The organism is Saccharothrix texasensis, from assembly GCF_003752005.1.
Lineage (GTDB): Bacteria > Actinomycetota > Actinomycetes > Mycobacteriales > Pseudonocardiaceae > Actinosynnema > Actinosynnema texasense.
This window is the reverse complement of record NZ_RJKM01000001.1, coordinates 1,719,779-1,732,562: the sequence shown is the minus strand read 5'-3', so window position 1 is coordinate 1,732,562 and position 12,784 is coordinate 1,719,779. Positions and strand designations below refer to the sequence as shown.

Below are 12,784 nucleotides of genomic sequence, written 5' to 3'. Positions count from 1 at the left end.
CCCGCCGCCCACCCGAGCGACCACGGCTGGTCGGACGACCGCTCCGCGGCGTCTCCAAGGGCGTCCCGGACGCGCCACCCCGCCCGTCACGACGACAGCGGCGGCACACCGGGGATGCTCGGGTGACCTGCCCGTGAACGGTCTTCCACTACCCCCGTCCGACCCCCTCGCACGAGCTGTTCCCAACATACATTTTTTACGGAATTCAAGCTCGTGCGTTCGACGGCAACCCGTAGGCGCGGTCGGAATTCGCGGTGGGATCGACTATTCTCGTGGTGCGCCCAGGTGCCGTCCCACAGGGGCCGGGAATCAGTTCAAAAGCTTTCGAAAAATATTAGAAACATTTCAGCGGCACGTTCGGCGCGCGCGAATGCCACCGGGCCGGCTCACCTCGGCGGCGCGGTGCTGTCGCGGACCACGAGGGTGGTGGCCAGCTCCACCCGGCTCTGCGCCGGCACCCGGCCGGCGGCCAGGGTCAGCACCAGCTCGGCGGCGGCGGCGCCCATCTCGACCATCGGCTGCCGCACCGTCGTCATCGGCGGCCCGCACCAGCGCACGGCCGGTATGTCGTCGAAGCCGACCACGCTGAGGTCCTCGGGGATGCGCAGGCCCGCCTGCCGGGCCGCCTCGTAGACGCCGAGCGCCTGGAGGTCGTTGCCGCACAGCACGGCGGTGGGCGGCTCGGGCAGCCGCAGCAGCTCCCGGGCGTGCTCGTAGCCCTCCTCGAAGGCGAACTGGCCGACGCGCACCAGCCGCTCGTCCAAGGGCCTGCCGTGCTCGGCCATCGCCGCGCGGATGCCGCCGAGCCTGGCCCGCGCGCACATCCGGTCGGCCGGGCCGGCGACGACCGCGATCCGCCGGTGGCCGAGGGAGAGCAGGTGCCGGGCCGCCGCGATGCCGCCGCTCCAGTTGGCCGCGCCGACCGACGGCACCGAGTGCTCCGGCTCGCCCGTCGGGTCCAGGGCCACCAGCGGGATGCCGCTCGTGGCCAGCAGACCGTGCTGCTCGCTGGTGAAGCCCAGGTGCACGACGACCACGCCGCACGGCTGGCGCGACAGCAGGTCGTGCGCCCACGACCGGCCGGTCGCGGACTGGCGCGCGGCGTCGGTGAAGCCGACGGCCAGCCGGTGCGCGCCCGCGACCCGCTCGACGCCGTGCATGACCCCGACCGCCAGGTAGCTCTGCATGCCGAAGAAGACGACCTCCACGTTCGGCGACCGCACGACCGCCTCCGGCCGCCGGTAGCCGTGCTCCCGCAGCGCCGTCTCCACCCGCCGCCGGGTCGTCGCCGCCACGCCCGGCCGCCCGTTGAGCACCTTCGACACCGTCGGCGCGGACACGCCGGCCAACCGGGCGACGGCCGCGACGGTCAGCTCGCCACGCCGCCGCCCGCGCGGTCGCACCTCCGCGAGCGCGTCCGGCCGCTCCGCGGCCCGCGGGTTGCGCACCGCGTCCACCTGGTCGAGCAGTCGGGTCCGGACCGCCTCCGCCTCCCGGTCGGCCGCGGGACCGGCGGGCACCGTCTCGGTCAGGTACCGCCGCTTGCCCGAGCCCGGGTCGACCCCGGCGTACACCCGCACCCGCAACGACCCGCTCGGCAGCCGTTCGACCTCGCCACGCGCCTGGCGCCGTGCACCGGGAGTTCCCATGGAGCCACGGTACCGCAGAATTAGCTCCACGACGACTCGGGTGATGGCTCCACGGAACGGACTTCTCCGCACACCGCGTTTAGCGACTTGTTAGAGCGCCCTGCCACGGTCGCGCTCACATCGGGACCAAGGGGAGAGGACGCACCATGCCCGGAACCACCATCAAGGCGATGACCGCGGTGTTCGTCGCCGCCGTCACCGCCGTGACCGCGGCGACGGCCACCGCCACCGCCGCGCCCGCCGAGGCGGTGACCACCGCGCGGACCGTCGAGGTGACCGCCACCTCGACGATCGGCGGTCAGATCACCAGGTCCGAGGTGCTCGCCAGGGCCGCGGACTGGTACGACCGCCGCCACGACGCCGACCTGACCTACGACCAGGGCGCGAAGGCCTGGGACGTCGGCCGCACCCGCCAGTACCGGCGCGACTGCTCGGGCTACGTCGGCATGGCGTGGCACCTGGGCTACGACCCGAACACCGACGGCCTGGACGAGTCCACCCTCACCGTGCCGATCTCGCGGGCCGAGCTGCGCCCCGGCGACCTGCTCAACGACCGGGTGAACGACGACGGCGGGCGCTACCCGTACCACGCGATCCTGTTCGGCGGCTGGGAGAACGCGGCGAAGACCACGTTCTGGTACTACAGCTTCGGCTCGACGCCGGTCGCCAAGGTCACCGGCGCGTCGTTCGGCCAGTCCTCGCTCTCGGGCCACCCGACGTCGCACTACCGGGCGCTGCGCTACCGCAAGATCGTGGACGACGGCGTCTCCGGGACCGCCTCCGTCTACGGCGTCCTGGCCGACGGGCGGCTCACCTACACCGCCGTCGACGCGGCCGACGGCACCCGCACGCACGGCGCGGTGACGTCCGGCGCGTCCCTGGGGTTCGTGCCGAAGGCGATGGCGACGGTGAACTTCAACACGATCCTGGTCACCTCGCCCGCTGGTCAGCTCTACCGCGTGGACGTGATCACGAACGACACGTCGCTGACGTTCGCCGCGCCGGTGCCGCTCGGTGGCGGCTGGACGCACGACCTGCTGGCCTACGACGGCCGCGGCAGCCTCTACGGCATCGCGGCGGGCGCACTGCGCCGCTACACCGTGGCCGCCACCAAGCCGGGTGCGGGTGACATCACCAGCGACGGCCTGATCGACACCGGGTTCACGCTCAAGACGCTGACCGCCACCGGCCAGGACTGGCTGCTCGGCACCACCAGCGGCGGCGAGCTGCTGTCCTACCGGATCCGCGGCGCGGGCGACTGGACGCGCTACGAGCTGAAGTCCTCGACGTGGCAGGTGTTCACCGACCTGGTCTCGCCCGGCGGCGGCGTCTACTTCGGCCACAACGCCGACGGCGGGCTCTACCACTACCTCGACGCCGACCCGTACGACGGCAGCGGCGCGGACCTGCGCGGGCTCGACGCCGTCGACGCGCAGGGCTGGTCGCAGGTGCTGCTGTCCGCCCAACCGGCCACCGTCGCCTGACCGAAGGAGCCAAGGACATGAGAGTGCACAGGGGGATCGTCGCGACCGTCGCGGTCGTGGCCGCGAGCATGGCGGTGACCGTGCCCGCCGAGGCCGCGGCCCCGTTGTTCCAGCTTCCGTTCCCGTGCGGCCAGACGTGGCGCGGCGACTCGGACGGCAGCAGCGCCCACGAGTCGTGGGAGATCGACTTCAACCGCGGCTCCGGCGCCGACGACCTCGGCGACCCGGTCGTCGCCGCGGCCGCCGGCACCGTGCGCACGGCGGCGCACCAGGGCTCGGCCAACGGTTACGGCAACCTGGTGAAGATCGAGCACGCCGGCGGGTACTTCACCTACTACGCCCACCTGAACACGATGGCCGTGCGGGAGGGCCAGAGCGTGGCGCGGGGCGCGACCATCGGCTCGGTCGGCGACACCAGCAAGCCCGGCAACGACATCAGCCCGCACCTGCACTACGAGGTGCGGCTCGGGTCGGGCTACCCGGACAACATCCAGCCCGCCTACTTCGACGGCGTGCGGTTCGGCTACCCGGACCAGGCGCTGACGTCCCGCAACTGCGGCGGCGGCGTGGCGGGCACGGCGTTCATCTACGGCACGACGTCCGACGGCCGCCTCACCTACACGACCGTGAACGCCGCCACGGGCGACCGGACGCACGGGGCGGTCGTGTCCGGCGCGTCGTTGGGCTTCGCGCCGAAGGCGATGGCGACGGTGAACTTCAACACGATCCTGGTCACCTCGCCCGCTGGTCAGCTCTACCGCGTCGACGTGATCACGAACAACACGTCGCTGACGTTCGCCGCGCCGGTGCCCCTGGGCGGCGGGTGGACGCACGACCTGCTGGCCTACGACGGGCGGGGGAGCCTGTACGGCATCGCCGACGGGGCGATGCGCCGCTACACGGTCTCGGGCGCCAAGCCGGGTGCGGGTGACATCACCAGCGACGGCCTGATCGACACCGGGTTCACGCTCAAGACGCTGACCGCCACCGGCCAGGACTGGCTGCTCGGCACCACCAGCGGCGGCGAGCTGCTGTCCTACCGGATCCGCGGCGCGGGCGACTGGACCAGGTACGAGCTGAGGTCGAGCACGTGGCAGGTCTTCGGCCACCTGCTGTCGGCCGGCGGTGGCGTCTACTTCGGACACAACGCCGAGGGCGGGCTCCTGCGCTACGCGGACGCGAACCCGTACGACGGCAGCGGCGCCGACCTGCGCGGCCCCGACACGGTGGACGCGCAGGGCTGGACGCAGGTGCTGCTGTCGGCCCAACCGGGCACGGTCGCCTGATCGCGGTCCCGGCCGCGGGTGTCGTGCCGCGGTCGGGGACGCCCGTCGCTACTGTGGGTCAGGTGCCACGAAACCGCCTGTACCGCGACGGCAGGCTCGCCGAGGAGGACTTCCCGGTCACCGACCTGCCCCGGCTGCTGCGCGACGAGGACGCCGTCGTCTGGCTCGACCTGTGCGGCCCGACCGAGGCGGACCTGGCGGTCGTCACGGCCGAGCTGGGCCTGCACGAGACGTCCGTGGAAGACGCCCTGGAGGTCCACGAGCGGCCCAAGCTGCACCAGTACGACACGTACCTGCTCGTGAACGCGTACGCGGTCACCTTGGACGAGGCGTCGGGCCGGTTGACGACGGCGGAGCTGTCGGCGTTCGTCACGCCCCGGGCGCTGATCACGGTCCGCAACGACGACCGGTTCGACATGAGCGCCCTGACCAGGCGGTGGGACGAGTCGTCGGAGCTGGCCGGGAGCGGGGTCGGGTTCCTGCTGCACGGGTTGCTGGACGTCGTCGTGGACAGCCACTTCGACGCCGTGCAGGCGCTGGACGACCACATCGAGGGCCTGGAGGACCTGGTGTTCGCCGAGCGGCCGAACGACCCCGACATGCAGCGGCGGGCGTTGGCGATGCGCAAGTCGCTGGTGACGCTGCGCCGGGTCGTGCTGCCGATGCGCGACGTGCTCGCCGCCCTGATGCGCCGCGACCACGCGGTGGTGGACCGCCGGATGACGCCGTACTACCAGGACGTCTACGACCACGTGCTGCGGGCGTCGGAGTGGACCGAGTCGTTGCGGGACATGGTCGCGACCATCCGGGACATCCAGCTCAACCTCCAGGGCAACCGGCTGAACCTGATCATGAAGAAGGTGACCGGCTGGGCCGCGATCATCGCCGTGCCGACCGCCGTGACCGGCTTCTACGGGCAGAACGTGCCGTACCCGGGCTTCAACGAGGTGTGGGGCTTCTGGGTGTCGACGGTCGCCATGCTGCTGCTGTCGGCCGGGCTGTACCGCCTGTTCAAGCGGCGTGACTGGATCTGACCGGCCGGCACGCGGGAGGATGGTCGGCGGAGGGGGTGCGCATGGCGGAGCAGGGTGACGAGCAGGCGCGGGGTGATGGACGGGCGCAGGGCGCCGGGCAGGCTGAGGGTGATCGTCAGCCGCCGGGTGTCGAGGCGCTGACGGACAAGATCAGGCAGCTCGTGCAGGAGGGCGACACCCGCCGGGTGGTCGTGCGCAACGGCAAGGGCGAGTCGGTGCTGGACATCCCGGTGACGGCCGGCGTGGTGGCCGCGGTGGCCGCGCCGGTGGTGACGGCGGTGGCGGCGCTCGCGGCTCTCGCGGGCCCGTGGACGGTGGGGGTGGAGCGCCCCGAGCCCACCGCCGGCGCCGAGGTCGACGTCACGGCCGGCGGTGACGGCGCGCCGCCCGTGAAGGGCTGAGGACGGGCTCGGGTCCACGACCGGGGAGGAGGGGTGGGTGGCCGGGAGCCGCCCACCCCTCCTCCGCGTCCCGGTCCGCGACGGCCGTCCCGCGGCGGGAAGTCGTCGGGTGCGTCCGATGTGGAGGTCCACAACGGACGTCGGCGGCGCGGGCCTGCGGGATGCCGTCCTTTTCGGCCGCCGCGCTTCGGAGGTGCGCAGGTCGGTGGCCGGTCGCACCCCGAAGGCCGTCTCGATCGGTGGGGGCGTCGGCCGCGGCACTCTGTGGACAACCTGTCGGTCGAGTTAACGTGAAGATCGTCCGGGCCGCCTCCGGTCGGGCCGCCTATACGACTTCTATATCTCCATGTTACGGCGGTACTTGGACGTGTCGGAAGTCCGAAGGTGTTCAACTGGTCCGTTCGACTCGATTTGACACCCCATCCGGGCCTCGCTAGCTTGCCGCGCCGGACAATGTGAAGAGCGTTCTGCTTCAGCGTTTTGAGACGGATTTGTCAGCGTGCTGCGCCAATCGGCTGATTGTGATCGACCGACCTCTTGGCCAAGGTGATCGGTGCTGATGAACGGGAACTACTCGTTGCCTGTTAGAAGCTGACGAGCCCGGTCGACGATCAGTCACCTCCACGATCTGCGCAGATCAGGGTGGTGTCGGCACACCCTCCAGTACTGGAGCGGCGTGCGCAGTACCCTGACGCGTGGTCCGCCGGCCGCGCGCGAACTTCCAACGAGGACAACGGCAGTGAATACGATCTCCTGTCCCAGGGGCCCGTTCACCGCCGTTCCCGAGCTATTCGGGAACGCGGTGCGCGGGGCGGACAAACGTGAGGCGGGCACTACCGGCGGTAACTCGGGTGGCGCGGTCGACACCGCGCCACCGGGCACCACGCCGAGTCGTGCGCAGCGGTTGCGCCCGTGGCACGTGTCGCCTCCGACGCGTGCGCCACGTGCGGCGCGGCCCTTCTCCTAGCGCCCCCGCGCGAATTCCGGCACCCCGCGGGCGATCGCGGGCGAAATGTGTCCGAAAGCCTCGGCTCACGTTCTGGTTCGTGAGCCGCCCACGCCTGTCCGGGCGGTATCGGCGACTGCGGTCTGCGCGCGATTTCTTCCCGCGCCGCCGGACCGGGTCCATTCCGCGTCAACGCCCCGGTGGGTGTCCGATGAACGAGGAACGAGGGCAGAGCCATGCTTGTGAACGAACACGGCGGGGAAACACCCCTGGCACACGTCGCCGAACGCTGCCACGCGCTCATCGGCGTGCTGCGCGAACGCGGGGTCGGCGACGGCGACCGGGTCGTGCTGTCGGCGCGCAACTCCGACGACTTCGTGGTGGTCCTGTTCGCGCTGATGGAGCTGGGCGTCTCGGTCGGCCTGGTCGACCCCGGCCTGCCGCCCGCGCAGTCCGCCGAGCACGTGGTCGACTCCGGCGCCCGCTGGTTCGTCACCGACGCCGACCAGGCCGACCCCGCGTTCGACCGCATCGCGGCCGGCCTGCTCGACCTGCACGGCCTGGTGAAGACCGCGCGCGACCTGCCGGTCACCGAGGCGCCCGAGCTGACCTTCGCCCAGTGGGGCCGGCGGCGTGACGCGCTCGTGGTCTGGAGCTCCGGCAGCTCCGGCAAGCCCAAGGGCGTCGTGCGCTCCGGCGCGTCCGTGCTGCGCAACGTCGAGCGCACCCAGGCGCGCATGGGCTACGTCGAGTCCGACGTGCTGCTGCCGCTGCTGCCGTTCACCCACCAGTACGGGCTGTCCATGCTGCTGCTCTGGTGGAACGCCCGCGCCACCCTCGTCATCGCGCCCAGCCGGCGCGTCGACCAGGCGTTGGACGTGATCGCGCGGCAGCGGGTGACGGTGGTGGACGCCGTGCCCGCCACCTACGACACGATGCTGCGCGTCGTGGCCCGCCGCGACACCCGCGACCTCGGCTCGGTGCGCATGTGGTGCGTCGGCGGCGAACCGCTGCGCGACGAGCTGCGCGCCCGCTTCGAGACCCGCTTCGACGCCACGCTCCTGGACGGCTACGGCAGCAGCGAGGCGGGCAACATCGCGCTGTCCTCGGTGCAGGACCCGACCTACTGCGGCACGCCGCTGGACGGCGTCGCGGTGGAGGTGCGCGACCCGCTGGGCAACCCCGTGCCGCCGGGCGAGATCGGCGAGGTCGTGGTCCGCACCCCGGACATCATGGTCGGCCTGCTCGAACCCGGCGGCCGGGTCCGCGAGGTCGAGCGCCAGGAGTTCCACACCCGCGACATCGGCTTCCTCACGCCCGCCGGCAGTCTCCGCGTGCTGGGCCGCAAGTCCGCCGTGCACCGCTTCGGCCACACGCTCTACCCCGACGCCATCGCCGAGAAGGCCGGCGCGTGCGGCGCGCCGGTGCGCGTGATCCCGGTCGAGGACGAGCAGCGCGGCACCCAGCTCGTGTTCGTGATCACCGACCCGGCCGAGCAGCCCGTGGCGCACTGGAAGCGCGCCGTGTCGCGGTTCGTCGCCGCGCACGAGCAGCCCAACCGCGTGGTCGTGCTCAAGGAGCTCCCGCTCAACGGCAACGGCAAGGTCGACCTCCAGGCGTTGCGCGACATCGCCGCCTCGACGGTGGCCCTCGAAGGCGTCAAGGGGGTGTTCCCCAGGGTCCACGGCGACGCGGACCCGTCGGCGATCCCGTTCCCCGACCGGCTGGCCCGGCTCACCGACCTCGCCCAGCTGCTGCGGGAACGCCGCACCGAAGTCATGTCCCTGCTCACGCAGGTGATGAGCTACAAGACCGCGTACGGCGAGATCGACGCCTCGATCGCCGCGCTGGAAGGCGCGGCGGCCGAGATCGCCCGGTACCGGCCGCCCGCGATCGGCCAGATCGGCGTGCTGATGCCGTCGAACATCCCGCTCTACAGCTACGTGCTGTACCTGGCGATCCCCAGCCTCTACAGCGAACGCGTCGTGTTCCGGCCGTCGCGGCGCATCGCCGACCAGCTGCTCAAGCTGCACGAGCTGCTGTCCGGCGTGCACCACCTGCCGATCGTCATGGACGACAGCGACCAGCGGGAGTTCCTGGAGGGCGAGGGCGCGCGCTCGGACGTGCTGGTGTTCACCGGCACGTTCAACAACGCCGAGAAGATCCGCGCCGGGCTGCGCCGCGACCAGCTGTTCCTTTACTTCGGCCAGGGCGTGAACCCGTTCGTGGTCGGCGCGGACGCCGACATCCCCAAGGCGGTGGACGGCCTGCTGCGGGTGCGGATGCTGAACTCCGGGCAGGACTGCTTCGGCCCGGACGTGGTGTTCGTGCACACCTCGATCAGCGCCCAGTTCTGCAACCTGCTGTGCCGCCGGGTGGACAACCTGCGCTACGGCCGGTTCGACGACCCGAACGCCGACTACAGCCACATGTTCTACCTCGACGCGTTCGACTCCTCGCTGGACTACCTGCGCGCCGGCCGGGAGCACCTCGCGGCGGGCGGCGAGGTCAACTTCGTCGACGACCACCTCAGCCCCACCGTGCTGATCCGGCCCGCCGACACGAAGATCACCCCGCCCGAGCTGTTCGCGCCGATCTTCAACGTGGTCCCGTTCACCTCGACGGACTGGCTGCACCAGATGCTCGACCACCAGTACTTCCAGGAGCGGGCCATGGCCGCCACGGTCTACGGCCGCCTGCCCGACACCGTCGAGCTGCTGCGCCGGCGGCACACGGTCAGCGTGGACGAGACGGTGATCGACATCGAGGACGGCAACGCGCCGTTCGGCGGCACCGGCATCCGCGCCAACTACGCCGCGCTGGGCCGCAAGCGCCACGCCGAGCCGCTGCTGATCTCGAAGGCCGTCGCGGACCACCTGGGCGCCGACCGCCTGGCCGCGTCCGACGCCACCGGCCGCACGGCCTGACCGCCGCCGAACAGATGGGTGTGATCGAGATGGAACCGCCGACCCCGGACGACGTGCCGGCCATCCACGTCGTGGGCGAGCACCGCCCGGGCCACCACGTCCGGGGCGCCTGGCACGCGGTGGCCCGGCTGCTCGCCGAAGCCGGGGTCGAGGTCGTGTTCGGCCTGCCCGACGACGACCTGGACGCGCTCGGCGCGCTGCACGCCGTCGGTGTCCGGCTGGTCGTGTGCCGCGACCAGCGCAACGCCGTGTTCATGGCCACGGGCTACGCGCTGCGGTCCGGCGCGCTCGGCGTCGCGCTCGTCGGCAAGGGCCCGGCGGTGACCAACACCGTGACGGGCCTGCTGGAAGCGGCGTCGTCCGGCGCGCCCGTGCTGCTGCTCTCCGGCGGCACGGCGGCCGAGCGGCGGGGCAGCGGCGCGTTCCAGGAGCTGGACCAGCAGGCCGTGGTCGCGCCCCTGGTGAAGTCGGCGACCCGGGTCGAGCACCCCGACCGGGTGGCGCCCGCCGTGCGCCGCGCGGTCCTGGTGGCCACGTCCGGCGCGACCGGGCCGGTGTACGTGGAGCTGCCCGACCACCTGCTGAAGGTGGACGTGCCGGTGCCGCCGCCCGCGCCGCCCGTCGAACGGCCGGCGTCGGTCCCGGCGCCCGGCGACTCGGCGGCGCTGGACGTGCTGCGCAACGCGCAGCGCCCGATCGTGCTCGTCGGCGGCGGGATGCGGCACCGCGGCGCGGGCGGCGCGGTGGAGCGGTTCGCCGAACGCGTCGGCGCGGCCCTGTCGTGCACGGCCAGCGGGCGCGGCGTGGTGGACGAGTCGTCGGTCCGGTTCATCGGCCTGGCCGGCCTGTACGCCTCGGACCGCGCCAAGGCGCTGTGGGACGACACCGACTGCGTGGTGGTGCTCGGCAGCAGGTTGGAGGAGACCGCGACCTACGGCTGGCCCGCCGCGCTCGGCACGACCGTGCCCGTGGTGCAGGTCAACGTCGACCCGGCGGGCGTGGCCACCCAGTACGCGGGGCCGGTCGTGCTCGGCGACGGCGCGGACGTGTGCGCGGCGTGGCTGGAGCAGGTCGTCGACAGCGCGCCGGTCGAGTGGTCCAAGCGCGTGGACGAGGCGCACCACGGGCTGCGCGCCGACCACCGCCGCGAGCTGGCCGACCTCGCCGCCAAGCCCGGCCTGCACGTGGTGGAGGTGCTGGCCGCGCTCGACGCGGAGCTGCCCGCCGACCGCGTCCTGGTGCAGGAGAACGGCTTGCAGGACATGTGGTCCTACAGCTTCCCCCGGTTCGAGTGCGCGCACGGCGCGGGCTCGGTCGTGCCGTCCGAGCAGACCAGCCTCGGGTTCGGCGCGGCGGCGGCGATCGGCGTGAAGGCCGCCTCCGGCGACCGGCCGGTGGTGGCGTTCGTCGGCGACGGCGCGTTCGGCCTGTTCGACGCCGACCTGCCGACGGCCGCGGCCCTCGGCTCGGGACTGCTGTACGTGGTGCTGCGCAACGGCGGCTACGGCTGGCTGCACTCCCAGCTCGGCCCGCACAACGAAGCCCTGGCGGGCACGGCGTTCGTGGACCGGGACGCCGTCACGGCCCGCGCGCCGCACCTGCGCGGCGTGCACCAGGTGACCGTCACCAAGGAGTCGTTGCGCGCCGACGTCGCCGACGCGTGGCGGCGCTCGCAGGACGGCGAAGTCGTCGTCCTCAACGTGCCCGCACGCCTGGAAGACGCGATGTTCGCCGACCACGAGCTCGGCGGCGCCTTCCCGGTCGCCGACTGACCCCCCACTGGAGCGAGGAGCAGCACATGGCTGAACGGCACGGCAGGCGGGTCGTCATCACCGGCTGGGGCATGGTGTCCCCGGTCGGCCTCACCGCCGACGAGACGTGGGACGCGCTGGTCGCCGGGCGCAGCGGCATCGGGAACGTGACCGTCATCGACGCCTCCGACCTGCCCACCGACCTGGCGGGCGAGGTCAAGGGCTTCGAGCCGAAGAAGTACCTGAACCACAAGCAGCTGCGCCGCATGGACCCGTACGCCCAGTACGCGTTCGCCGCCGCGTCCGAGGCCGTCGGCACGGCGAAGCTGGAGATCACCGAGGAGAACGCGCACCGCGTGGGCGCGCTCATCGGCAGCGGCTACGGGCCCATGCGGTCCCTCGGCGAGCACGTGCTGGCGCTCGACGCGAAGGGACCGCGCGGGGTCAGCCCGTTCGCGCCCATCACCGGCGCCATCGACAGCGCGGCGGGCGAGATCAGCCTCGCGTTCGGCGTCACCGGGCCGACCAGGGCGGTGAGCAGCGCGTGCGCGACCGGCACCGACGCCATCGGCGAGGCGGCCCGCTGGGTGCGCTACGGCGTGGTCGACGCGGTGATCGCGGGCGGCGCGGAGAACATCCTCACCCGCGTGGACATGGCGGGCAGCGGCAACGCCAAGGCGCTGTCCACCCGCACCGACGCGCCCGCCGAGGCGTGCCGGCCGTTCGACGAGGACCGCGACGGGTTCGTCATGGCCTCCGGCTCCGGGATCGTCGTGCTGGAGTCCGAAGAGCACGCGCTGGCGCGTGGCGCGACGATCCTCGCCGAGGTCGCCGGCTACGCCGCCACCTCCGACGCGCACCACTGGACCGCGCCGCACCCCGAGGGCCGGGGCGCGCGGGCCGCCATGCGCGGCGCGCTGGCCGACGCGGGCCTCACCCCCGAGGACATCGGCTACGTCAACGCGCACGGCACCAGCACCGTGTTCAACGACCAGTCCGAACTGGACTCCATCCGCGCGGTGTTCGGCGGGCACGCCGAGCGCATCCCGGTCAGCTCCACGAAGTCCATGACCGGCCACATGATCGGGGCGGCGGGCGCGGTGGAGGCGATCGTCGGCGCGATGGCCATCAACCGCGGGCTCGTGCCGCCGACGGTCAACTGCCACCGGCCGATCGACCGCGCGGTCAACTTCGTCGCCCACGAGGCGCAGGCGCACGACGTGGACGTGGTCATGAGCAACTCCTTCGGCTTCGGCGGCCACAACGCCGTGGTCGTGCTGCGCCGGTGGCGGGACTAGGCAATCCC

At 72.5% G+C, this 12,784-nt stretch carries 8 protein-coding genes; 7 read left to right on the top strand and 1 reads right to left on the bottom strand.

The window, feature by feature from the left end:
- Positions 1–386 precede the first annotated feature (386 nt).
- Positions 387–1,649, bottom strand: a complete 1,263-nt coding sequence (locus EDD40_RS06320; protein ID WP_211348102.1) for a LacI family DNA-binding transcriptional regulator — start codon at positions 1,647–1,649, stop codon at positions 387–389.
- Between the two features lie 146 nt (positions 1,650–1,795).
- Here EDD40_RS06320 and EDD40_RS06315 point away from each other — a divergent pair, with 146 nt between their 5' ends.
- From EDD40_RS06315 to fabF, 7 genes are all read left to right on the top strand, one after another.
- On the top strand, positions 1,796–3,133 hold the full coding sequence (locus EDD40_RS06315) for a tachylectin-related carbohydrate-binding protein (RefSeq protein WP_123742048.1): 1,338 nt from the start codon (positions 1,796–1,798) through the stop codon (positions 3,131–3,133).
- Positions 3,134–3,150: 17 nt separating this feature from the next.
- Positions 3,151–4,419: a M23 family metallopeptidase gene (locus EDD40_RS06310; protein WP_123742047.1), complete on the top strand. Its 1,269-nt coding sequence runs from the start codon at positions 3,151–3,153 to the stop codon at positions 4,417–4,419.
- A 62-nt stretch (positions 4,420–4,481) separates the two neighbouring features.
- Positions 4,482–5,453 (top strand): magnesium transporter CorA family protein, encoded by a 972-nt coding sequence (locus EDD40_RS06305; RefSeq protein ID WP_246037456.1) that lies wholly within the window; start codon positions 4,482–4,484, stop codon positions 5,451–5,453.
- A 41-nt stretch (positions 5,454–5,494) separates the two neighbouring features.
- Positions 5,495–5,854, top strand: a complete 360-nt coding sequence (locus EDD40_RS06300; RefSeq protein ID WP_123742046.1) for a DUF4342 domain-containing protein — start codon at positions 5,495–5,497, stop codon at positions 5,852–5,854.
- Positions 5,855–7,036: 1,182 nt separating this feature from the next.
- Entirely contained in the window at positions 7,037–9,727 is a 2,691-nt protein-coding gene (locus EDD40_RS06295; protein WP_123742045.1) for an aldehyde dehydrogenase family protein, read from the top strand.
- A gap of 29 nt (positions 9,728–9,756) precedes the next feature.
- Positions 9,757–11,499 carry a thiamine pyrophosphate-binding protein gene (locus tag EDD40_RS06290; protein WP_170184973.1) on the top strand — a complete coding sequence of 581 codons (1,743 nt, stop codon included), beginning with the start codon at positions 9,757–9,759 and terminating at the stop codon, positions 11,497–11,499.
- Positions 11,500–11,525: 26 nt separating this feature from the next.
- On the top strand, positions 11,526–12,776 hold the full coding sequence (gene fabF / locus EDD40_RS06285) for a beta-ketoacyl-ACP synthase II (RefSeq protein WP_123742043.1): 1,251 nt from the start codon (positions 11,526–11,528) through the stop codon (positions 12,774–12,776).
- Positions 12,777–12,784: the final 8 nt, after the last annotated feature.